The organism is Lentzea alba, assembly GCF_011067745.1.
GTDB lineage: Bacteria > Actinomycetota > Actinomycetes > Mycobacteriales > Pseudonocardiaceae > Lentzea > Lentzea alba.
The window spans coordinates 150,912-174,229 of record NZ_JAAMPJ010000015.1; the positions used below are offsets into that span (position 1 = coordinate 150,912).

Below are 23,318 nucleotides of genomic sequence, written 5' to 3' on the forward strand. Positions count from 1 at the left end.
GTCAGGTGGTGATGTGCCAGGAAGTCGCGGTCGTGGTTGTCGAACACTGTGGTCGACCGCGCGACTTTGACAGTTCTTGACAACCGCGTTCCGCGGCGTCGGCGTGCCTCCTCGTGCTCATACGGTGATCCTTTGCCCTGTGCAGCACGTTGTTGAGGAGATCCGAGCGATGATGAACGCACGCCCAGGCATCCGGCGCTTCAGCAGAGTCGCCGCGATTTGGCCGCTCGTGGCCGCAGCCTTCGTGGGCACCGCCCAGCCCGCCGTCGCGGCTGACGTTCCTCCGAACCCCGTGCAGAAGCCCGGTTGGATCCTCGATCGGCACGACGAGTTCAACGGTTCGCTCGACAGCAATCTGTGGATCACCAACTACCTCGAGTCGCGGACGCCGGAGTGGCGATCCAGGGCGCGGTACGGGTTCCGCAACAACGCGCTGGTGCTGCGGATCGACAACGACCAGCCGACGTACTACGCGGGCGGCGACAAGATGAAGGTCTCCAGCATCCAGACGGGGCAGAAGACCGGGCTGCACAAGGGTTCGCCCCAGGACCACACGATCCCGACGATCTGGAAGTACGCGCCCAAGTACGGATACTTCGAGATTCGCGGGAGGACGTCCGCGCGCAGCGGCCTGCACGCCGCGTTCTGGACGGTGGGCAAGCAGGACACGCCGTCCCAGAGTGCCGAGATCGATATCATGGAACACCCAGGGCGGACTCCCCGGAACTTCAACTTCAACCTGTTCAAGTGGTCGGACCCGAACATCACCCAGGTCACCCAGTCGGTCGGGACGTCGTTCGACCTCGCGGGTGGGATGCACATCTACGCGCTCGAGTGGACGCCCACCCAGATCAAGCTGTACGTCGACAACCGGCTGACCAGGACGGTCAACCAGTCGCCGGCCTACGCCTCAGGATTCCTGCTGGGCATCTACGAGAACGCCGGGTGGACGGGGAACGTGGATCCCAACGACCCGCGGCCGAAGGAGTTCGTCGTGGACTACTTCCGCGCCTACCGCAAGGCCAGCTGATCCTCGGCTGCGTGACGGCGGCCGGAGTGCGCGGTCCACAGGAGACCGCGCACTCCGATGGCCGGCAGGAATCCAGGTGACGACACCCCGACCTCGCGGAGTCACGCCTTCACCGCCCCGGCCGTCAGCCCTTCCAGCAACTGCTTGCGCAGCAGGAAGAACACCAGCAGCTGATCGGCGTCGTCGAGCGGGACCCGCACGCGCCCAGCGCGCCCACGGCCGCGGCACCCAGCGTGCCGCGCAGCAGCGCACGCCTGGTGAACAGGTTTCCCGGCGTGCTCACCACAGCTGCACCCGAGCGCGACGCACCAGCCGGACCGAGTCGACCTGGGCGGTGTCCAGCGCGGCTTTGTACTGAGCGCGCACCGAATGGTCCACGTACACCGTGCTTTCCGCTGCGCGGGGCAGGATCCTGATCTCGACGCCGTGCTCCACCACTTGATCGGCGAAGCGGCGCAGGCCGATCTCCCACTCGGGGCCGTACCAGAAGTGGTCGGTCACGAGCCGTCCTCCGACGTACGCGCGGGCCACGTCTCCGGTGTAGCCGAGCGCCAGCAGGACTTCGTCTTCGCCGTGCAGCGCTTGGGCGGGCACGTCGACGTGGAAGACGGCGGCGTGCTCGAAGTCCTCGTCCAGCGGTGCCGAAGCCCGATGCTGGGCACCACCCGTCCTGGCGGGCGGTGCCTGCGCCTTGGCGCGCACCGGTTCAAGCACCGGTTCGTGCGAGGTCCGTGGCACGGTGAGGCGGACCTGGGTGAACGCGCCGCGCGGCTCCCCGGTGACCTGCTCGGGCGCGGGCAGGAAGGACACGTCGAGGTGGTCCGCGGTCGTCTCCACCCATGCCACGTTCCCGTCCACCACCAGGGGTTCGTCGCAGAGCACCAGCGTGTCGACCCCGGCCAGGGAAACGCGTTGCAACCGCAGGCCGTTCTCCTCGTCCAGCACCAGCAGTCGCGCCACTTCGCCTTCGGGGGTGGTGGCGGTGACCACGGCGCCCGGTCCGGGATGGGCGACCGTGACCACGCCCCGGTCGTCGATCGGGGCGCCGGCCACCCAGGTCCCCGCGGGCAGGGCGAACTGCGGGGTGATGCCCGCGGTGGCGACGAACACGGCCGTGGGCACGCCGTCCCAGGTGAACCGGCCCACCGGCAGCGCGCTGGCCCAGACCAGCTCGACCTGGCCGACGCGATAGTCGATCGGCCAGGCGAAGTGGGCCTCGGACGAGATCGTCACGCCGCCGGCGGGCATCCGCACGACTCGGCTGCCGAGTGTGATCTCGAAGCGCACGTCGTGGTGGTCGGGCAGCTGCTCGTGCGGCTGGTGGTTGTTGACGAACAGGAACGCCGGACCGCCGCTCCACCGCACCGACCAGCGCGGAGTGCGCCGGTCGTCCAGGCTCGACGGCTGCTCGTCGGGCAGGTGCAGCTCGGCGGGAGCGAGGTCGGCGCCGCAGTCGCGCAGGAACAGGTGCTGGAGTCGCAGCGCCGCGAACGAAGGCCGCACCTGCCCGTACTCGCCCAGCGGCGCCTGGAAGTCGTAGTTCACCACCGGCAGGTCGTTGGGATAGCCGGTGGCGTGCGACTCCTGGTTAGTGGTCGCGAGGTCCAGCCGTTGGGAACAGCCGTGGTAGAGGTAGTAGCCCTGCCACGCCGACCCGCTCGCGAGCTTGGCCAGCGCCAGGGCCGACACGTCGGCGGCCGGGACGAGCGGGCGGCGGTGGTAGGCGATGGCCATGCCGCCGCCCAGTTCGCACGTCGCGTAGGGGTAGCGCGTGTCGTCCGGACCGCTGCCCGCCGGTGCGGTGGTGCGCAGGTCGGCGCCGATGGCGTGGTCGTCCCGGATCGGGGTGGGGAAGTAGTGCCGGCGCACCTCGCGCGCCCACCCGTCGGTGGCGTCCTCCCAGAACGCCTCGGGGTAGCCGCCGTAGAGGGGGAGCACGACGTCGGGCGGGAGTTGCGCGGCACCCCAGCCGGTCGCCGTCCACAGTGGAGCGTTGACGCCTGCTTCTTCGGCGAGTGCGCGCAACGTGGCCAGGTGACCGGGCTGGTCGTACAGCTCGTTCTCCACCTGCACCGCGACGACCGGGCCGCCGTCACCCCACCACAACCCGGCCAACTGCTCGGCGATCGCCGCGTAGTAGGGCCGCACCAGCGTGAGATAGGCAGGGTCGTCGGTGCGCGGCGTGCAGTCCACATCGGACAGCCAGTCGGGGAAACCGCCGTTGCGGCACTCGCCGTGCGACCACGGGCCGAGGCGCACCGACACGGCGAGGCCGAGCTCGGCGCACAGCTCGACGAATCGCCGTATGTCGCGGTTGCCGTCGAAGCGGTAGTGCTTGCGGATCTCCTCGTGGTGGTTCCAGAACAGGTAGGTGGCGACGAGGTCGATCCCGCCAGCCCTCATCAACAGCAGCTCGCGCCGCCACAGCGACTCGGGGAAGCGGCTGAAGTGGAACTCGCCCATCACGGGCAGCCAAGGCCGTCCGTCCCGGCTCAGCGTCCGGCTGTCCACCCGCACCGGCCTGGCGTCGCCGGGAGCGGTGCCCATCGGCAGGTGTCCCATCAGCGGTGGGGCGGGATCGTGGGCGTGCAGCGAGAGCATGTGCGCTCCTGAACTCCTGTGGTCAGCGGCGGGGTTCATCGTGGGCAGCGACCACTCCCGTGTCAAGAATTATTCATAATTAATGACGACCGGCTAAGCTGGCGGCCATCACAGCGGGAGGCAACATGGCGCGCTACACCGGCCGCGGCGTGCACTACCAAGTCGTGCAGGACATCGGCTCACGGATCGTGGGCGGGCAGTACGCGCCCGGCGACGTCCTGGACCTCCGGGCGCTGCGGGAGGAACTGGACGTCAGCCTCACGGTGCTGCGCGAGGCGCTGAAGGTGCTGACCGGCAAGGGTCTTGTCGACGCCCGGCAGAAGCGCGGCACGTTCGTGTGCCCCCGCTCGGCGTGGAACCTGCTCGACACCGACGTGATCGACTGGCGCATCGACGGCGGCGACGCCGAGCGGGTCCTGCGTGACCTGGCGGATCTGCGGTCGGTCATCGAGCCGGCGGTCGCGCGCCGCGCGGCCCTGCGGCGCGCCGACGCGGACCTGGAAACCCTCGACGCGGCGCTGGAGGCCATGACCTCGGCCGGTGACGACGCGGTGGCAGCCGAGGAAGCCGACGCGGCCTTCCATCGCGCCCTGCTCGCCGCCACCGGCAACGAGCTGTTCGCGCGCATGGACCTGCTGCTGGAACCCGGCCTGCGTGCCCGCGACCGCCTGGTGCATGCCCACTCCGGCGCCGACGATCCCGTGCCCAGCCATCGCGCCGTGCTCGACGCCGTGCGCGACAGGGACGCGCCGCGCGCCGAACTGGCCATGCTCGACCTGCTGGCCAAGGCGATGAAGGACATCGACGACATGGCCGTCCACGCGGAGTCCCGGTGACCAAGCCACTGACCGGATCGTTGGCCGGCCGCGTGGCTGTGGTGACCGGCGCGGCTCAGGGGATCGGCGAGGCCACCGCGCACCGTTTGGCCCGTGACGGCGCGGCTGTCGCCCTGCTCGACGTGTCGCCGCGGTCCGAGACCGTGGCGACGGCCATCGACGCCGCCGGTGGCCGGGCGATCGCCCTGCGTTGCGACGTCAGCTCCGAAACCGACTGGAGTGACGCGGTGCGGGCCTGCCGGGAGCAGCTGGGACCGGTCGACGTGCTGGTCGGCAACGCCTACACCGTTGACGTGCGGCCCGCACACGAGACCACCACGCAGTCCTGGGAGCGGCAGCTCGCCGTCAACCTCACCGGCGCTTTCCTCGGCGTCCGCGAGTGCCTGCCCGACCTGCGGCGCGACCGACGCGGCGCGGTGGTGCTGACGTCCTCCGTGCACGCCCTGATCGGACTGCCCGGCCGTGCCGCCTACGCGTCCGCGAAAGCGGGGCTCACCGGCCTGACTCGCCAACTGGCCGCCGAGTACGGGACCGAGGTCCGGGTCAACGCCGTGCTGCCCGGTCCCGTGTTGACCGCCGCGTGGGACGACATCGGCGAGGACGAGCGGCGTGCCACCGCCGGGCAGACCGTCGTGCGGCGCCTGGGCCGCCCCGACGAGGTGGCCGCCGTGATCGCCTTCCTGGTCGGCGACGACGCCTCGTTCGTCACCGGCGCCTCGATTCCGGTCGACGGCGGGTGGAGCGTCTACAAGACCTCGTCCTGACCGGTCACCCCGACCAGAGAGAAGCGCACCGGTTGAAGATCACCGCTGTCGAGACCTTCCTGGTCCCACCCCGCTGGCTGTTCTGCCGCGTCAGCACCGACGAGGGGGTCACCGGCTGGGGCGAACCGGTCGTGGAAGGGCGCGCGGAGACCGTGCGCGCGGCCGTCGAGGAGTTGTCCGACCTGCTCATCGGCGCTGACCCAGGCCGCATCGAGGACCTGTGGCAGCTGATGACGAAATCCGCGTTCTACCGCGGCGGCCCGATCCTCTCCAGCGCCGCCGCCGGCATCGACCAAGCCCTGTGGGACATCCTGGGCAAGTCGCTCGGCGTGCCCGTGTATCAACTGCTCGGCGGCGCCGTCCGCGACAGGGTTCGCGTCTACGGCTGGATCGGCGGCGACGAGCCCACCGAGGTCGCCGACGCCGCCGCCGCGCAGGTCGCCGCCGGGCTGACCGCCGTGAAGGTCAACGCGAGTGGCCGGATGAGTCCCGTGCCCACCCGCGCTGAGACCGCCGCAGTCGTGGACCGCGTCGCCGCCGTGCGCGCCGTCCTGGGCGACGACCGAGACGTAGCGGTGGACTTCCACGGTCGCTTCACCACCGCAGCCGCACTGCGCGTGCTGCCCGAGCTGGCCCCGCTGCACCCGCTGTTCGTCGAGGAACCCGTCCTGCCCGAGCACCGCGAGCGCCTCGCCGACGTCGTCCGGGCGAGCCCGGTGCCCATCGCCTGCGGTGAGCGCCTGTACTCGCGGGCCGACTTCCTTCCCGCGCTGCGCGCCGGCGTCGCGGTGGTGCAGCCCGACCTGTCCCATGCCGGCGGCATCTCCGAGGTGCGGCGCATCGCCTCACTGGCCGAGGTGCACGACGCACTGCTGGCGCCGCACTGCCCGCTGGGGCCGATCGCGCTGGCCGCCAGCCTCCAAGTCGCCTTCGCCACACCCAACTTCCTGATCCAGGAGCAGAGCATCGGTATCCACTACAACACCGGCGCCGAACTGCTCGACTACGTGCTGGACCGCACCCCGTTCACCTTCCACGACGGCGCCGTGCGCCGCTGGGACACCTCAGGCCTGGGGATCGAGGTCGACGAGGATGCGGTGCGCCGGGCGGACGCGGTTGGACACCGATGGCGACCCCCGGTGTGGCGGCACGAGGACGGGTCGTTCGCCGAATGGTGACGGAGAACAGCAGAGCCCCTGCAGACGGGACTCGATGGTGCCGCGCCGCCTGGTCGACGGCGCGGCTCACCACGGGGTGGCTCAGCCCCAGCGCTGCAGCAGCCGGTCGTACTCGGCCTGGGTGACCGGCAGGACGGTGCCGTGGCGCGGCCGGCCGGGCAGGGTGTAGCTGGAGAGGGGCGTCCACTGCCGGGTGTTGAGGTCGGTGGTCGTGAACGGGACGTAGCCCCGGCCGCCGTACTCGTCGATGAACATGTACCAGCGTTCCTCGGTGTTCGACTTGAAGACCAGCGGTCCCTCGCCCTGCCTGATCGCGTTGTTGCCGATGCAGTCTGCGACGAAGGAGTAGTTGCGGTTGAGGATCGTCGCCGACTTCTCCGCGAGGATGAACTTGCCGCACGCCGACTGCGAGGAACTCCGCTCGTCCTTCGTGAAGCGGTAGTAGGTGCCGTTGTGCTTGGTGAGGGTCGAGTCGATCGTCGAGTAGCCCTTGTCGACCCAGACCTGTGCGGCGCTGAAGGTGCGGAAGTCGGACGTGGTAGCGTACATCATCCGGTTGTAGGTGGTGCCGGTGTGGTTCGGATCGTTGGGGGAGTACAGCTTCGACGCCCAGAACACGACGAACTGACCGAGACTTTCGTCGTAGTACGCCTCAGGCGCCCACGTGTTCCCGGCGGTGTCCGGCGAGACCCGCGCCAGTCGGGGCGCGCTCCAGTTCACCAGGTCGGTCGACTCCCAGACCACAATGGACTTGCTGCCGGTCCGCTGCACCTGGTCCCAGTTGCCGTTGCCGTACATCCGCAGATCGGTGGCGATCTGGTAGAACTTGTCGCCCTGCGGTGAGCGGAGGATGAACGGGTCGCGCACGCCGCGGGTCCCGATGGCCGAGGTCAGCACCGGCCGTCCACCGTTGAGCTGACGCCATCGCGTCGGGTCGTTGCCCTGGCTGAGGGCGAAGTAGACCTGTTCACCGGCGGAGGTGTTCTCGCCGGTGAAGTAGGAGAACAGGTAGCCGGCGTACTTCGGTGCCGGTGCCGTGTCGACCTTGACCAGCTGCCACTGCTGGCTGACAGCGCCGGTGTCGGTGTACTGGGAGATCCGCGCTCCGTCCGCAGTGGACTGATCTCGCACGTCGAGTGCCTTGCCGCTGTTGCGGTTGATGAGCTTGACGTGTCCGCTGTCGGTGTCGGCGACCCGGAACTGCTGGTTGGTGCCGCCGTTGTCGGTCCACTGAACGACATTCGCGCCGTCCGCCTTGGACGCCGAGGCGACGTCCACCACCTTGCCGCTGTGCCTGACCCGGAGCTTGTGGTAGCCACTGCCGGCGTCGACGAACTGGAACTGCTGGCCGGTCACGTCGGCACGGGTTCGCTGCTCGACGACGGCACCGTCGGCGGTCGACTGGCCTGCGACGGTGACGGCTTTGCCGCTGTGCCGCGACACGATCTGGTAGTAGGCCGCCGGGTCGATCACCGCTGCCTGCGCCGACGGCCCCGCGACCACTGCCGCGGTGCCGCTCACGATCAGTGCGCCGGCGAGGGCGAGTGCGGTGCGGCGTCTGTACCAACGCCGCGGTGAGGCATTTTCGTGGAAAGACTGTGTCATCGAGCCCGTCCAATGTGGTCGCGAAGGTTGTCGGCACCATGCCGGGGCAACGTCCGAGCGCTGCCCCGGCAGGTCTCGGGTTATCCCAGCTGGGCTTCCCACCTGGTCCTGGAGCCGGACGCGTCGGCGGGGAGGCGGTCCCGTGCGGCGGTGTCGCCGTACATCGTCCAACGGGCCCAGTCGACGACGGTCTTCGGGAAGCGCTGGTCGCTCCAGAAGCTGGTGTGGCTGCCACCGACGAAGGTAAGGAACGCCTTGGGCCACCTCATCTCCGTGTACGCCTGCCGGGCGGAGGAGTAGGACGTGGTCGAGTCCTTGTCACCGTGCACGAACAGGACCTTGGCGGTGACCGAGCTGGACGGGTTGCCCATGTCCACACAGGACTGCGGGTTGGCGGAGATGATTCGGCTGTCGGCCCAGCGGGTCAGCAGGCCGTGGGTGACCATGCCGCCCAGGGAGTGGCCGGAGACGCCGACGCCGATGCCGGTGTTGATGTGCCCGGCCAGTGGTCCGCTTGTGTTGAGTGCGAGGGTGTTGGTGATGATCTGTGAGACGTCCTTGGAGGTGTTGCCGTTGTTGACGTCGTTGAAGTTGTGGTTGAAGTGCGGGGCGGGAACGACGAAGCCGGCCGAGGCCAGGGCCCGGATGATGAACAGGGAGTTCTGCGGGCTGCTTCCGTAGCCGTGGGTCATGTTGTAGACGGGGAAGACGCCGTTGGCGACCGGGGCGTTGTTCACCGGGTTGCCGCCGGCGGTGCCGGTGGCGGGGTAGTAGACGTAGGTGGTGCACGGGCGGCTGCCGCGGGTCCAGTTGTACCGGCGCACACCGACGGCGAACGGGGTGGTCGGCGCGGTCCCCAGGGGTGCGACGGGGGCGGCATTGGCCAGGCCGGTACCGAGCAGGGTCGCGCCGCCCACGGCCGCTGCCGCGGCCGTGCTCAGCCTCAGAAAAGAACGTCGTTGCATCGACACGATGACTCCTTGCAGGGGTGGTGAGGTGTGCGGAACTGGCGGCGAGAGACGTGGCCGCGGTCAGACGAGCCGGGTCGGTGCCGCCGACCCGCCTGACCGGCAGGTTCAGCGGAGGTGGATGTTGGGTTGTGGCGGTGCGCTCATGCCGTTGCCGAGGAAGAAACTCGGATGTGGCGGCTGGTTGTAGGCGGAGTTCTGCCACGCGATGGCGACGCGGTACTGGGGGTCGTGCAGCAGGGTGTGGATCCGCCGGTCGGTCTGGGTCGGGGTGGCGTAGATGCGCAGTGCGGCGTTGTCGTCGCGGGGGAGGATGACTTCCTCGCGCCAGTCGCCGAACAGGTCACCGGACAGCGACGGGGTGGCCTTGGTGCCGTTGATGGAATGCGCGCCGGAACCGGTGAGCAGGCGGGTGTCGCCGCCGGTGCCGTACTTGTCGACGTGGTTGCCGTCCAGCAGCTCCCGCACCGGGTCGGCGTCCCACCAGGCCAGGAAGTTCGCGCTGGCGGGTGCTCGTCCGACGCTGCCGCCGGAGGCGTTGAACGCGCTCGTCAGGCCGGTGCCTTTGCCCCAGAACTCGGCGCCGGGGTTACCGGCGTACACATCGCCGGCCACGCCGCGAGCCGGGCCCTCGCAGTTGCAGGTGTTGTTCTTCTGCATGATGACGGCACCGGTGTTCGCGTCCCGCAGCGTCGCGGCCGCGCCGGAGCTCTGCTCGTGGATCTGCCAGATCTCCTGACCTGGGCGGCTGGGCACGAAGTCGCTCACGTGCAGCGCGTCGCCGTGGGCGTAGAAGTTCGTGGTGTAGCGGCCGGTGCCGTCGGAGTTGATGGTCATGCCGCCGTAGATGATCTCGTCGGTGCCGTTGCCGTCGACGTCTGCAATGGACAGCGAGTGGGTGCCCCGGCCGGTCCACTGCCTGCCCGCGCTGCCGGAGTCGAACTTCCAGCGCCGGGTGAGCTGACCGTTGCGGAAGTCCCAGGCCGCGATCGTGCTCTTCTCGTAGTAGCCGCGGCCCATGATGATGCTGGGCCGTTGCCCGTCGAGGTAGGCGGTGCCGGCCAGGAACCGGTCACCCCGGTTGCCCTTGCAGTCGCCCCAGTCGCAGATGTTGCCGCGGGCCGGCTCGAAGTTCACCGTGGACATGACAGCGCCGGTGAGACCGTTGAACACGGTCAGGTACTCGGGCCCGGTGATGATGTAGCCGTCGGAGTTGCGGTGGTCGGCGTTCGCGTTGCCGATCACCTGTCCGGTGCCCGACACCGTGCCGTCGCCCGTCTTGACCGCCAGTTCGGCCCGGCCGTCACCGTCGTAGTCGTACACCTGGAACTGGGTGTAGTGCGCACCGGCACGGATGTTGCGGCCGAGATCGACGCGCCACAGCCGCTGTCCGTTGAGCTTGTACGCGTCGATGTACACGTTGCTGGTGCGACCGGACTGCGAGTTGTCCTTCTGGTCGCTGGGATCCCACTTGAGGATGATCTCGTACTGGCCGTCACCGTCCACGTCACCGACACTCGCGTCACCGGCTGTGTAGTTGCTTCCCGGCCGGGAGATCGGCACGTCCAGATAGTTGCCGCCGGTGAAGCGCAGCGACGCCTCGGACGGAGTCTGCTCCGTGCCGTTCACGACCGCGCGGACCGTGTACGAGGCGTCCGCCGGTGCGCCGGAGTCCAGGAAGTTCGTGGAGTTGGTGATCGGCGCGGTGTTGAGCTTCGTGGTGCCGCGGTAGACGTTGAACCCGGTCGAGGCCGGCTCGGTTCCGAGCAGCCGCCACGAGACCAGGTTGCCGGATCCGGAGCGCACGCTGACCAGGCCCCGGTTGAGGTCTTCCAGCTGCTTGCCCACAGGCTGCGGAGTGCCACCGGATTCGAGGTCGAGATAGTCGATGTTCGCCAGGCCCGCCGCAGTGGTCGGGTCCAACCGGATCGTGTTCGCACCGGCGTTCACGAACACGGTGAACGTCTTGGTGCCCCAGGTGGACCAGGCGCCGGTCGGGTCGAACGCGGTGCCCGAATGGGCGACCGCACCGTTGACGAGCACGTCGGTCGGGCGGTTGTCGGTCGCGCCGTTGGCGTATCGGATGGCGATGGTCGCCGTGCCGGCCTCAGCCGCGGTCACGGTGAACTGGGTCGCCGCGTCGACTGTGTTGTCGCCGTTGCAGAACCCGCCGCCGGAGTAACCGGCGTGGTTGGACTCGATCGCGCCGGCGCAGGTGGCCGGCGCGGCTTCCGCTTCGTACCGAGTCGCCGCCGCCGAAGCCGCCGAGCTGACAAGACCGTTGCCGGCCAAGGTCAGGGCGACGACGCCGGCGGCGAGCGGTGCGGCGCGCCGTCGGTGCAAAAGCATGGTGACCTCCACAGGTGAGGCGAAAAGTCGAATGCCTGGTTCAGCGCAGGTAGCCGGTCAGCGGCAGGTTCAGCTCGCGAACGCCTTGCACGACGAGGTCGGCCATCTCCGCGCCGCCGCGATAGGAGAAGTGGGTGTTGTCGCCGTTTTCCCTGGTGAGGTAAAGAACCTGGGATCCCGAGGGCCCCATGGACTCGACGAGAGCCTTGCTCTTGGCGGTCAGGTCGATCACCGGCACGTTGGCGCTGCGGCCGAGCGCCCGCATCGTGGCAGGCAGGTCCACGCCTTTGCCGTTGATGTGCAACGCGGTCCCGTTGAGCTTGCTACCACTGAACTGCCTGCGCACTGGTGGCGTCACCAGCACCGGAACGCCGCCGCGCTCGCGCACACCGTTGATCAACCGGGTGAGGTTGTCGCGGAAGGCCGTCGCGGTGGTCTGCTTGTCGTTGTGACCGAACTGGATGAGCACCAGGTCCTTGCTCTTGACCAGTGGCTTCATCGTCGGGAACAGCGCCCGGTTGGACAGGAAGCTGCCCGAGCTCTCCCCGGAGTCACCGTAGTTCGCGACCACGGCACCTTCGCGAACCCTGGTCGGCAGGAACTGCCCCCAGCCGGCGTAGGGCACGTAGAACTGGTCGCAGGTTGTCGAGTCACCGGCGAGGTAGACCGCAAGGGGAGCCTGAGCCGGGGTGACGGTCAGCGAGCCGATCGCGGGTGCGCTGCCGCTGAACGTGATCTGCAGGCCCGGGGTGCCGGTGCCGCCCTGGCCGGTGGGCTGGCCTTCGGGGCTGCGGACGTTGACCGTGGCCTTGGTGCGGACGACCTGGCCGGCGGTGGTGGAGACGGCGTTCAGGACCTGCCTGTTTGCCTCAACCGACATGGAGGTGTTGGCGGCCTTGGTGGTGCTGCCCAGTTCCACGGTGACGTCGTAGTTGCCTGGTGCGACGTTGAAGCTGCATTTGATCGGCGCGGTACCCGAGCACTGCGGTGGCAACGCCGTTGTTGCCGCCACCGCGGGGACCGGGGCCAGCACGGCCACGCTCAGAGCGGCCGTGAGGAGCACGAGACGCTTGAGAGACATCGATTCTCCTGTCACACGTTGAGGAAGCCGTCCATGGCGGCGGTGGGTCGGCGGTCGCTGGTCCAGGCGGTCGAGCCGTAGCCGGTGAACGGGGAGTAGCCCTCCGGCTCCCAGAAGAAGGTTCCGAGGCCGCCGAAAGCCTTGGTGCCTGTGATGAACTGCCGCAGGCCGTCGCGGACCTGGTTGGCCTTGCCGATCGGCCCGCCGTACTCGACGTGCATGATCGGCTTGCCGTAGGTGGACTGGATGGTCCGCATGTTGCCGAGGATCGGCGCCACGTTGCTGCCCTGGGCATAGGAGGACAGCCCGGTGATGTCCCACTTGCCGCCGTTGCCGCGGTAGGCGTTGAAGAACCGCTGGATGCTGTCCATCTTCTGCGGCTGGGCCAGGTGCACCATGACCGGCGTGGCCGGGAAGACCTGTTTGGACACGTCGTAGGCGGCGTTGAGCAGACCGGTCATCTGCGCCGGTTTGCTGACGCTGCCGACGGGGGAGCAGATGCCGCTGTTCTGCTCGTTGCCGATCTTCACCCAGCCCGGCGTGACACCGCCGGCCTTGAGCAGCTTCAACGAGTCGTCGACGTACTTGCGCAGGGCGTCACGCATCTGTGGGTAGCTCATGTTCGCCCACGCCTTGGGCGGCTTCTGCACGCCGACGGAGTTCCAGGTGTCACCGAAGTGGAAGCCGAGCAGAACCTGCATGCCCGCGTCACGGCACCGCTGCGCCATCTGCACGGTCTCCTGGATGCTGCAGTGGCCGTTGGCGGGGCTGCTGGACGGGTTGACCCAGGTGCGCAGGCTGATCGCGGTGAGGCCGTAGCTCTTGAGGATGGTGAACAGGTCCTGCCGCACGCCGGACTTGTTGAGCCAGTAGTAGCCGCCGGCCTCCATCTGAGGCATCCAGCTGATGTCCGCGCCCTTGACGAACGTCGCGGCGGACGCGGGCGAGGCTGTGCCCAGCGCGAGGGCACCGGCTCCGGCGGCCGCGCCGATCATCAGGCTGCGGCGGGAGATTCCGGTCATGACAATGGTCCTTCCGCGGTCAGGGACGCTTGGTCCAGGTCTGGCCGGACGCGGCGTTGCAGGTGTTGACGACGACCGGCGAGTTGTCGGCGGTGCCACCGGCGTCGAGGCAACGCCCGGAGGCCGCGTTCGTGACCGTGCCGTTGGTGTTGACGGTCCACTTTTGACTGTTGCCGCCGTTGCAGGTGTTGATCGTCACCCGCGCGCCCTGACCAGAAGCGTTGGCGTCCATGCACTTCGTGTTGCCGTAGATCCGGAGCTCGCCCGCTGGCGTCTGGGTCCACTGCTGGTTGCCCGCGTTGTTGCAGGTCCAGATGATCAACCCGGTGCCGTTGGTCTGGACCCGGCCCGGCACGTCGGCGCACTTGCCGGAAGCGGAGCCCGCCAGGCTGAAGGTGGTGCCGGGGTCGTTCGGCAGGAGCGGACAGCTGTTGCGGTAGGTCCTGATACCGGTCAAGTCCTGCAACGGGCACAGGAACTGTGTGTAGCGCGTGTCCTGGTCGATGAAGATCTTCATCCAGGGGATGACCTTGCGCGTAACCACGGAGTTGTTCGAGGTCGGGAAGCCGTGCCCGGCACCGGTGAGCTCGAGGTACACCTTCTCGGTCGAGGCCGGGATGTCGTTGTAGAAGGTGACGATGCTCGCCGGGGTGCTCGTCCCGTCGTTCTGCCCCGCGAGCAGCATGGTGGGGACCTGCATGCCCGACGTGCTCTGGGACGGGTAGTACGGCGCAAGTCCGATGGCCGCCTTCAGCGTCGGCCGGCGCAGGGCGGCCGAGATGGTTCCGCCGCCACCCATCGAGTGGCCCATCACCGCGAGGCGATTCGGGTCGACCCTCGTGCGCACGGAACTGCGCTGGGTCAGGTAGTCCAGTGCGGCCAGCAGCTGGGTACCCCGCGCGTACTCGCGGTCGTTGCGGTTGATGGTGTCGATACCGATGACGACGAAACCGAACGAGGCCAGCCAGTGCCCCATCCAGGCGCCCTCGGCGGCCCAGGTGGCCGTGTAGCCGGGCGAGACCGCGATCGCACCAAACGTGCCCTGGCTGGTGTCGGTGGGGTAGTAGATCTTCGCGCCACCGAAGCCGTTCCCGCCGCCCACACTCGTCTCCGCGGTGGCGAAGGTGCCGCGGTTCGCCGCGATGCTCGCCTGGGTGGGGTTCGGCCCACGCTGGTAGGGGTTGTCGGCGGCAGACGCCGATCCCGGGGCCACAGTGGACGCCAGGATGCCGAGAGTGGCCGCGAACGCGATCGCCGCTCTTCGCAGCGGCCCGCTGGAGTGGCCACCTCCTCGCCGGATGGGCGGATCCTCTTGGGACAGCTGGATTTGGGACATGGTGCGGCACCTCTTCCTCGGCAGGGGCGGTGAAGAGAAGTCGGAGCGGAGCCGATGTGGTCAGGCTTTGAGCAACCGCCCGAGTTGAGGTCCTTGGCGTTCGCGCTCCAGCGTGCTGAGCGAGTTCGCCGCTGAGGCAGCAGGGGCCGGCAGCGTGGAGGGACGCATGATGGCCGCCCGCAGGGCGACGTCCCTTTTCGCGCGGCCGGTGCCGTGCGCGGTCATTCGATCTCCTTTGATCGAGTGGACGGCGGCACACACGGAACAGGGTCTGTGAACGTGCACAGATTCAACGCGTGCGCTCTATGGTTGATAGAACCGCAACTATTAGATCGTTTCAAGTGGTCCGGACTTGACTGATGTGAACGTGCACAGCTAATTTCTGTCAAATCGCGCGCGATGTGACAGGGCTTGAGTCAAGCTGACTCGCGGACGACGAGCTCGATCGGCAGGATCACCGTGGCCGGCCCTTCACCGTCGATTTGAGCCAGCAGCTGGCGCACCATCATCTCGCTGATGCGATCCCACGGCTGCCGGATGGTGGTCAGTGGGGGACGGGCAGCGGTTGCGACGGGTGAGTCGTCGAAGCCGCCGACAGCGATGTCATCGGGCACGCGCAGGCCCGCCCTCTCGATCGCCGTCAGCGCCCCGTCGGCCATGAGGTCCGAGGCGACGAAGACCGCGTCGACGTTCGGAGCAGTGGCCAGCAGTCGGTGCATGGCGGCCTCACCGCTGGCCCGGCTGTAGTCCCCGATCTGCACCAGGCGCTTGTCGTAGGCGATGCCGTGTTCGGCGAGCATTTCGCGGTAACCGGCCAGCCGTTCCAGTCCACCGGGCGTGTCCTGAGGGCCGGCGATGGTCGCGATGCGTTGGCGTCCGGACTCGAGCAGGCAGCGCACCATGGCCATGGCGCCTTCACGATCGTCGGCGGCGACATAGGACATGGCGCCGCGCTCGCCGAGCGGCTTGCCGCAGCACACGAACGGCAGGTTCGCCTGGCGCAGGTGGTCGATCATCGGGTTGCCGCGGTGCGAGGAGATCAGCAGCACGCCGTCGACGTGGTGCGTCGACAGGAACGGGGTGACGCGGCGGCGTTCGGCCTCGGTGCCCGCGGTGATCAGGACGAGTGGGATGTCGTGCTCGCCCAGCGCCGTGGTGCAGCCGCGGAGCAAGGTGGTGAAGTTGGGGTCCTCGAAGAACCGCTCCTGGGGCTCCGACAGCAAGAACGCCACCGAGCCCGCGCGCTGGGTCACCAGGCTGCGGGCCGCCCGGTTCACCACGTAGCCGAGCTTGCGGATCGCCGCGTGGACCGCCTCCTGGGAGGCGGGGCTGACTTTGTGCCCGCCCTGCAGGACGCGCGAGACGGTGCCACGCGACACGCCGGCGTGATCGGCGACGTCGATGATGGTCGGCGGGCGCTTCGTCCGCGAGTGCGCTCGCCGTTGTGGCGCGGTGTTCGTCATCTGGCCTCATCTGCGGCGACTGGTGTTCACGACTTCACGGCCCCGGACAGCAGGTCGACGCGCCAGTAACGCTGCAACCCGAGGAACAACGCTGAGGGCGGTGCGGCGCTGCATCCGTGCCTCCGATGTCGGGGTGGGAGATGCAGGACTGTGCACGTTCACAGTAGAGATCCAGCCTCGACACTTTCAATAGGCGAAATGTACGGTTGTGAGTAAGAAATCGGCGGAGTGCTTGCTGTGCACGATTACAGAGACAGGAGTCCGTGGATGAAACGGCGGCACTGGCCGACTGGTCTGGACGTCCTCGCGTACGGCGGTGACTACACCCCCGAACAGTGGCCGAAGCCGCTGTGGCAGGAGGACGTGCGCCTGATGCGCGAGGCCGGCGTGACGATGGTCAGCGTCGGGATCTTCGCCTGGGCGCTGCTGGAGCCCGAGCCCGGCCAGTACGACTTCGGCTGGCTGGACCACCTGCTGGACCTGTTGCACGACAACGGTGTCCGCGTCGACCTCGCCACTCCGACGGTCGTGCCGCCCGCGTGGTTCTACGAGCGTCATCCCGAAGCGCTGCCGGTGAACCGTGAGGGTGTGCGGTACGCGTTCGGAGGGAGGGGCGCGATCTGTTACAGCTCACCGGACTATGGGCGCGCCGCTGTCTCGCTCACCGAGCAGCTGGGCCGCCGCTACGGCGAACACCCTGCCGTAGCGCTGTGGCACGTCCACAACGAGTACGGCGCCCCGGTGAACGCGTGCTACTGCGACACCTCCGCTGCCGCGTTCCGCGTCTGGCTGGCCGACCGCTACATCACAGTCAAGGAGCTCAACGAGGCGTGGGGGACCACGTTCTGGGGCCAGGCCTACAACTCCTGGAAACAGGTACAGCCACCGCGCCTCACCCCCACAGTGGGCAATCCGACCCAGCGGCTGGACTGGGCTCGCTTCACCAGCGACACCCTGCTGGCGAGCTTCAAGCGGGAACGGGACGTGCTGCACGCCCTGTCGCCAGGCATCCCGGTGACGACGAACTTCCACGCCGCGCTGTCCCAGTGCGACTCGCTCGACTACTGGGCTTGGGCCAAGGAGGTCGACCTCGTCACCAATGACCACTACCTGACCGCCGACGGCGACCGCAAGCACGTCAATCTCGCGATGAGTGCCGACATCACGCGCTCGCTGGCGGGCGGCCGACCGTGGCTGCTGCTCGAACATTCCACCAGCGCGGTGTCCTGGCAACCCCGCAACATCGCCAAGCGGCCAGGGGAGATGGCGCGCAACAGCCTCGCGCACGTCGCACGCGGCTCGGACGGCGCCATGTTCTTCCAGTGGCGCGGTTCTCGCTTCGGCGCCGAGAAGTTCCACTCGGCGATGCTTCCCCAAGCGGGCACGGAGAGCAGGATCTGGCGCGAGGTCGTGCGGCTCGGCCAGGATCTCGACGCGCTCACCCGCATCCGCGGCAGCCGCGTGGTGCCGGACGTGGCGATGCTGTGGGACTGGCAGTCCTGGTGGGCACAACGACTCGAGTGGCGGCCGAGCGTCGACCTCGACGCCCGCGAGCGAGCAGAAGCCTGGTACGCCGCGGCCTACGACCAGCACCTCACGGTGGACTTCGCGCACCCGGAAGCTGACCTGAGCCGCTATCCCCTGGTCATCGTGCCGGCCCTGTACTCGATGACGGAGGCCGCAGGAGTCAACCTCCGCCGCTACGCGGAGGCCGGCGGTACCCTGGTCGTGTCCTGCTTCTCCGGGATCGTGGACGAACGCGACACCTTCCACCTCGGCCCTCACCCCGGCGCGTTGCGCGACGTGCTGGGCCTGACGGTCGAGGAGTTCACGCCACTGCCCGCGGGTCACCGGGTGCGACTGGACAACGACACGACGGGCAACGTGTGGTCCGAGGTCGTGACCCTCCGCGGCGCCGAGCGGATATGGTCCTATGTGGATGGTCCGGCGGCCGGTCTTCCCGCCGTCACGCGGCACGCCACCGGAAGCGGCAACGCCTGGTACGTCTCCACGTGCCTGGCCGCGGACGGCCTCGACGCCGCGCTGCGTGCCGCGATCGCACCCACCACGATCGCCCAGCGCGAGCTGCCACGCGACGTCGAGGTGGTCGAACGCGCCGGATCGGAGGGACGGTACCTGTTCGCGATCAACCACACCGATGACAACGCCACGATCCACGTCAGCGAGTCCGGCACGGAGTTGCTCACGGGTGATGACATCGTCGGCAGCCTCCACGTGCCCGCGGGCGGAGTCCGTGTCGTCTTCCGATCGTGGTGAGGGGCCCTCGACCCACTGTCCGATGTGGATGGAATGGAGCTGCTGCCGCTGCTGATCCGCCGGCTGAAGATTGACAGTCACCCCTGGGGGTCGCGTTCGTTCGCCGCCAGGAGCCGAGTGCGCGCGCCGTTGGTGGAAGCTGCCGCGCGCTTCGGGAGCAGTGGCCGGCCGCGTCGGATTTCCGTTGCCCGGCAAGGGTGTTCGACCAGTCACCTGGTCCTTCGACGGCTGATCGACGCCCTGGAAAGCGCTTTCTTGACAGCGTTTCTACGTGTGCCGAGACTGATCGGACGGCGCACTTGTACTCGGAATGACGGTTCCCGCCAGGCTGATTCGCGCGACGACGAACCCGTCGTCGCTCTCGAAGAAACGTTGTCGGTCGGTGAACTGGAGTCCGCGTGGATATTGGACGGCGCAACTTCCTCGAACTAGGTGCCGCGAGCGTCGGCACCACTTGGCTCACCACCGGCGGCACCGGTGGCGCGGCTTCTGGGGCGTCTGCGAGCTGGTTGACCGACACCTTCCTGCTGACGGGGGAAGACGCCGACCACACGGTCGACTGGGAGTTCCAGTGCACGAGCGGGCGGAACAGCGGGGTGTGGAGCACCATCCCGACGCCGTCGAACTGGGAGTGCCGGGGCTATGGCACCTACAACTACGGCGGGACCCTGGTGCCCGAGGAGAAGGGGCTCTACCGGCACCGTTTCACCCCGCCGGCGTCGTGGGCGCCGCGCCGGGTCTTCCTGGTGTTCGAAGGTTCCATGACCGACACCGAGGTGCGGGTCAACGGCGCGTCCGCGGGTCCTGTCCACCGGGGTGGTTTCTACCGGTTCCGGTACGACGTGACGACGCTGTTGCGGCTGGGCCAGCCGAACCTGCTGGAGGTCGTGGTCAGCAAGGAGTCGGCCGACAACTCCGTCAACAACGACGAGCGCCGAGCCGACTACTGGAACTTCGGCGGGATCTACCGGCCGGTGTCGCTGCAGGCGTTCCCCGCGGCCAGCGTCGACCGGATCGCTGTCGACGCCCGCGCGGACGGGACGTTCGCCGCCGAAGTCCACCTCGACGGGCTGACCTCCTCCGGTCACGTAGTGGGGCAGGTGAAACGACTCGACGGCACGAACGTCGGCAGTGCGTTCTCGGTTCCGATCGCGGCAGGTGAGACGAAGGCGAGAGTGACGACGGCGGTCGCGCAGCCGCAGCTGTGGACCGCCGAGACACCGAACCTCTACCGGGTCGAGATCAGCCTCATCGGCGGAGACGGCACTGTGCTGCACCAGGTCGGGGAGCGGTTCGGTTTCCGCACCGTCGAAGTCCGCGCAGGTGATGGCGTGTACGTCAACGGCAAGAAGATCATCCTGAAAGGTTCGAACCGGCACACCATCTGGCCGACTCTCGGCCGCGCGTCGAGCCCGCGTCTTGCCCGCCAGGACATCCTCCTGATGAAGGAGATGAACATGAACGCGGTGCGGATGTCGCACTATCCGCCCGACACCTTCTTCCTGGACCTGTGCGACGAACTGGGGCTCTACGTCCTCGACGAGCTCGCGGGCTGGAGCAAGCGGTACGACGAGCGTGCCGGCGCGCCGCTGGTGGCCTCGATGGTGACCCGAGACGTCAACCACCCGTCGATCCTCTTCTGGGCCAACGGCAACGAGGGTGGTTGGAACACCGCGCTGGACGATAACTTCGCCCAGTACGACCCGCAGCGGCGCACCGTGCTGCACCCGTGGGCCAACTTTGGCGGCATCAACACCGACCACTACGAGAACTACGAGAGCACCCGCACCATCCTCGGCGGACCGGACGTCTTCATGCCGACCGAGTTCCTGCACGGGTTGTACGACGGCGGTGCCGGCGCCGGGCTCAACGACTGCTGGAAACTGATGGGTACCGCGCCGCGTTCGGCTGGTGGCTTCATCTGGGCGTTCTGCGACGAAGGAGTCGCACGGGGCGACCGCGGCGGCGCCATCGACGTTGTGGGCAACGCCGCCCCGGACGGCATTGTCGGCCCTTATCGGGAGAAGGAAGGCAGCTTCTTCACGATCAAGGACATCTGGTCGCCGGTTCAGCTCGCGAATCCCGACTACTACCGCACGTCGTTCCCGGCGGGCTTCGACCGCACGGTGAGGAAATCAACACGTGGGTCTGGAGGATCGAGAAGGCGGCTGACTTCGCCCGTCGGCTGGTGGTGTCGAACCCCGGTGCGTCCGCGGTCAGGGTAACCGAGAACGCGAGCGGGGTGACCATGACCGCAGGCACGACCAGCGTGACGATCGGCAAGGCGGACGGCAGGCTGCTGCGTGTCACTCGCAACGGAACCGCGGTGTCACTCGCCAACGGCCCTGCGCCCGCGGTCGGCACGGCCACGCTGACCAGGTTCAGCCACCGCCCCGACGGCGCCGCGCATGTCGTGCGGGCCGACTACACGGGGGACCTGACTTCGGTGTCGTGGCGGCTGAGCCCGAGCGGGTGGCTGCGGATGGAGTACCGCTACCACCGGACCGGGCCCCACGACTTCCTGGGCGTGAACCTCGACTACCCGGAGTCGAAGGTGACCGGCGTGACGTGGCTCGGCCACGGCCCGTACCGCGTCTGGAAGAACCGGCTACGCGGTGTCCACCACGGCGTGTGGTCCAAGGACTACAACGACACGGCGACAGGGGCCGCCATCTGGCAGTATCCCGAGTTCAAGGGATACCACGCGGGTGTCTGCTGGGTGGTGCTGCGCACCACCGAGGGCGCCATCACAGTGGTCGCGGAGCAGGACGACCTCTTCCTGCGCCTGTTCACTCCGCGAGTGGGTCCTGATCCGCGCAACACGGCTCCGCCGTTCCCCGCAGGCGGCATCTCGTTGCTGGACGCGATTCCGCCGATCGGCTACAAGTTCGCGCCAGCCGCCCAGCTGGGACCGGAAGGTGAGCCGACCACTGCGACTGGCGACTACCACCGCACCGTGCACTTCCTGTTTGGGCCATGAGCGCGCCAGACGGTCGGCAACCGCCCGCCTGAACGTACCTCGCCGGTTCAGGCCCAGGTTCGCGCGTGCGCGCGTCGAACAGGGCCGGGTCACCTGCTGTGCACCGGGACACCTCGGTCGCGCCCAAACCCAACAGTCGCCACCTCGGCATCGACATCGTCTGTCTCGATGCCGAGGTGGTAGCGACCACGGTCCTCGATGGTCTGGATAGCCGTGCTGATGCCGGGATCGCGTTTCGAGCATCTTGAACTGAGGCTCTTCTCTGCTCTGGCGAGGTGGCGTCCCGAACACCCCGGACCAGAAGGCGGAGGCGGCGGCGTCGGCATGAGCGCGTCGCTGCTCGGCACATGATCAGCGGCATGGAGAGTGCGTCTCGGATCAGGCCACACCGACGGCGTTGTGTGCGCTGTCCCGCCAGCGCGCGGCATGTCAGAGGATCGGGTTCGTCGTCGACGATGGCTACAGCGGCTCGTCGACCACCGACTCGCTCCAGGTCCAGTAACAGCGCCATCGCCGGTGGAGCCTTCACGGAAGGCTCCACCGCGAAAAAGCGATCTTTGAACCGCGATGTGAGAACGTGTTCACCTTGCTGCCTTCGCAATCAGTGGGTGATGCGGAAGGTCGCGTCGCGTTTGTCCCACCGGCCAGGTGATCAGCGCGGTCAAACGCCGTCACAGGACGTACTCAGGCCGTAGCAGTTGGCCGGTGCCCACGTTGACGAAGGTCCACGCATCGGAGGCCCGTGCTCAGAAGGAGTGCGGCCTTTGCGCTGTCGCAGATCCTTGGCGGGACTGATGAGGTGGCCGTGGCAGTGGAGGAACGGCTGCGGGCGACTGTCTATTGTGGACTTTGGTGCTTGGGCGTGTTCGTCGGCTTGCCGGTCCGCGCCTGGCGCAAGCGTCGTTGGTGGAACCGCGGCGACCGGCTGAAGAATGCCGCAACACCGCCGTGGTCGCCGGCCGAGCCGGCAAGCCCTACGCCGCGTGGGATCACCTCGCCGTAGCTCATAGAACCGCCCGTGAGGTGTCTGAATGTGTCTGCTCAACGGCGACATCGAGCTCGATGTCTGTTGTCGCTCATCGGGAGTAGGCGGAGCAGGGTGCTTTCCGGCCGCGTCAGGTAGCGGCGGCCAGATCGAACTACACGCCTGTGACAAGGTCGACGAGCGTGGTGATCAGGGATTCGTCGCTGACTCCGGCGGGCGGGTGTCCGAAGAAGCCGACCGATAGGTGGTAGCCGGTGAGCGCGAACGTGACGACCGCCGCGAGTGCCTCCGCATCACGCGTCGGGATCGCCCCGGCTGCCATCCAGCCGGCCAGCCGTTGCGAACGGATGTCGACGTTGCGGGTGACCAAGAGCTCGCCGAGATGATCGACCGATGCTCCGAGATGGTCACGCTCGCGTGCGACGAGCTTCATGAGCGGGTGGAGTCGCCGCAGGTTGTTGAGCCGGCGCTCGAACTCGAGCGCGAGCGCGATCCGTACGTCGCCTCCGATCTCTTCGGGCCCAGGGTTGATCTGCCGCTCTGCATTGATGCGGTCGACCTCGCGGTCGACGACCGCCTGGAGCAGCTCCTCCTTAGACCTGAAGTGCCGGTAGAAGCTGCCGCTCCCGGCTGACAAGCCCGCCGCCGCCTCGATCTGCGTCACGGTCGTCCCGGCGAATCCTTGTCGCAGGAACAGATCCCATGCCGCGTCAAGGATCCTCGCCCGTGTTGGTACTGACACCGGCGCAATTCTAAGGAAGGAGACGCTACAGCTCGAGGTCAGGGATCTTCTTGCGATGTGCAAGAAGATTCTTGCGTCCGCCTAGGCAAGCTGCCAGGCTG

General features: G+C 68.1%; 18 protein-coding genes. 8 read left to right on the forward strand and 10 right to left on the reverse strand.

What is annotated here, in order from left to right; all coding sequences use genetic code 11:
* Window positions 1-169: 169 nt before the first annotated feature.
* Complete coding sequence (locus G7043_RS40615) at window positions 170-1,030, forward strand: glycoside hydrolase family 16 protein (RefSeq protein WP_207312388.1); 861 nt, start codon at window positions 170-172, stop codon at window positions 1,028-1,030.
* A gap of 279 nt (window positions 1,031-1,309) precedes the next feature.
* Here G7043_RS40615 and G7043_RS40620 read toward each other — a convergent pair whose 3' ends face one another.
* Window positions 1,310-3,631 (reverse strand): beta-galactosidase, encoded by a 2,322-nt coding sequence (locus tag G7043_RS40620; RefSeq protein WP_166054032.1) that lies wholly within the window; start codon window positions 3,629-3,631, stop codon window positions 1,310-1,312.
* Window positions 3,632-3,756: 125 nt separating this feature from the next.
* Between G7043_RS40620 and G7043_RS40625 the strand changes: the two genes are divergently transcribed.
* Genes G7043_RS40625 through dgoD form a run of 3 tightly spaced genes read left to right on the forward strand, consistent with a single transcriptional unit; the run spans window position 3,757 to window position 6,409 of the window.
* On the forward strand, window positions 3,757-4,467 hold the full coding sequence (locus G7043_RS40625; protein WP_166054033.1) for a FadR/GntR family transcriptional regulator: 711 nt from the start codon (window positions 3,757-3,759) through the stop codon (window positions 4,465-4,467).
* On the forward strand, window positions 4,464-5,231 hold the full coding sequence (locus G7043_RS40630) for an SDR family NAD(P)-dependent oxidoreductase (protein WP_313888324.1): 768 nt from the start codon (window positions 4,464-4,466) through the stop codon (window positions 5,229-5,231). The genes G7043_RS40625 and G7043_RS40630 overlap by 4 nt, the downstream gene beginning before the upstream one ends.
* Before the next feature lie 32 nt (window positions 5,232-5,263).
* Window positions 5,264-6,409 carry a galactonate dehydratase gene (dgoD, locus tag G7043_RS40635; RefSeq protein WP_166054034.1) on the forward strand — a complete coding sequence of 382 codons (1,146 nt, stop codon included), beginning with the start codon at window positions 5,264-5,266 and terminating at the stop codon, window positions 6,407-6,409.
* Window positions 6,410-6,490: 81 nt separating this feature from the next.
* Here dgoD and G7043_RS40640 read toward each other — a convergent pair whose 3' ends face one another.
* The 8 genes from G7043_RS40640 to G7043_RS40675 form a co-directional block, all read right to left on the reverse strand.
* Entirely contained in the window at window positions 6,491-8,014 is a 1,524-nt protein-coding gene (locus G7043_RS40640; protein WP_166054035.1) for an RICIN domain-containing protein, read from the reverse strand.
* Between the two features lie 80 nt (window positions 8,015-8,094).
* Window positions 8,095-8,979 carry an alpha/beta hydrolase family protein gene (locus G7043_RS40645; protein WP_207312419.1) on the reverse strand — a complete coding sequence of 295 codons (885 nt, stop codon included), beginning with the start codon at window positions 8,977-8,979 and terminating at the stop codon, window positions 8,095-8,097.
* 111 nt (window positions 8,980-9,090) lie between these two features.
* Window positions 9,091-11,331 carry a rhamnogalacturonan lyase family protein gene (locus G7043_RS40650; RefSeq protein ID WP_166054036.1) on the reverse strand — a complete coding sequence of 747 codons (2,241 nt, stop codon included), beginning with the start codon at window positions 11,329-11,331 and terminating at the stop codon, window positions 9,091-9,093.
* Window positions 11,332-11,371: 40 nt separating this feature from the next.
* Window positions 11,372-12,412 (reverse strand): rhamnogalacturonan acetylesterase, encoded by a 1,041-nt coding sequence (locus tag G7043_RS40655; protein ID WP_166054037.1) that lies wholly within the window; start codon window positions 12,410-12,412, stop codon window positions 11,372-11,374.
* Between the two features lie 11 nt (window positions 12,413-12,423).
* The gene (locus G7043_RS40660; RefSeq protein WP_166054039.1) at window positions 12,424-13,434 is read right to left on the reverse strand and encodes a glycosyl hydrolase 53 family protein; all 1,011 of its coding nucleotides are present in this window, start codon (window positions 13,432-13,434) and stop codon (window positions 12,424-12,426) included.
* Window positions 13,435-13,453: 19 nt separating this feature from the next.
* Window positions 13,454-14,770 (reverse strand): RICIN domain-containing protein, encoded by a 1,317-nt coding sequence (locus tag G7043_RS40665; RefSeq protein ID WP_166054040.1) that lies wholly within the window; start codon window positions 14,768-14,770, stop codon window positions 13,454-13,456.
* A 60-nt stretch (window positions 14,771-14,830) separates the two neighbouring features.
* Window positions 14,831-14,995 carry a hypothetical protein gene (locus tag G7043_RS40670; protein ID WP_166054041.1) on the reverse strand — a complete coding sequence of 55 codons (165 nt, stop codon included), beginning with the start codon at window positions 14,993-14,995 and terminating at the stop codon, window positions 14,831-14,833.
* A gap of 191 nt (window positions 14,996-15,186) precedes the next feature.
* Window positions 15,187-16,233, reverse strand: a complete 1,047-nt coding sequence (locus G7043_RS40675; protein WP_166054042.1) for a LacI family DNA-binding transcriptional regulator — start codon at window positions 16,231-16,233, stop codon at window positions 15,187-15,189.
* A 267-nt stretch (window positions 16,234-16,500) separates the two neighbouring features.
* Between G7043_RS40675 and G7043_RS40680 the strand changes: the two genes are divergently transcribed.
* Genes G7043_RS40680 through G7043_RS48960 form a run of 4 tightly spaced genes read left to right on the forward strand, consistent with a single transcriptional unit; the run spans window position 16,501 to window position 21,490 of the window.
* On the forward strand, window positions 16,501-18,510 hold the full coding sequence (locus G7043_RS40680) for a beta-galactosidase (protein ID WP_166054043.1): 2,010 nt from the start codon (window positions 16,501-16,503) through the stop codon (window positions 18,508-18,510).
* A 33-nt stretch (window positions 18,511-18,543) separates the two neighbouring features.
* Entirely contained in the window at window positions 18,544-18,942 is a 399-nt protein-coding gene (locus G7043_RS40685) for a hypothetical protein (RefSeq protein WP_166054045.1), read from the forward strand.
* On the forward strand, window positions 18,909-20,735 hold the full coding sequence (locus G7043_RS40690) for a glycoside hydrolase family 2 protein (protein ID WP_313888325.1): 1,827 nt from the start codon (window positions 18,909-18,911) through the stop codon (window positions 20,733-20,735). The genes G7043_RS40685 and G7043_RS40690 overlap by 34 nt, the downstream gene beginning before the upstream one ends.
* A gap of 23 nt (window positions 20,736-20,758) precedes the next feature.
* Window positions 20,759-21,490, forward strand: a complete 732-nt coding sequence (locus G7043_RS48960) for a hypothetical protein (protein ID WP_242643217.1) — start codon at window positions 20,759-20,761, stop codon at window positions 21,488-21,490.
* A gap of 1,139 nt (window positions 21,491-22,629) precedes the next feature.
* Here G7043_RS48960 and G7043_RS40695 read toward each other — a convergent pair.
* Window positions 22,630-23,217, reverse strand: a complete 588-nt coding sequence (locus G7043_RS40695; RefSeq protein WP_313888340.1) for a TetR/AcrR family transcriptional regulator — start codon at window positions 23,215-23,217, stop codon at window positions 22,630-22,632.
* Between the last annotated feature and the right edge of the window lie 101 nt (window positions 23,218-23,318).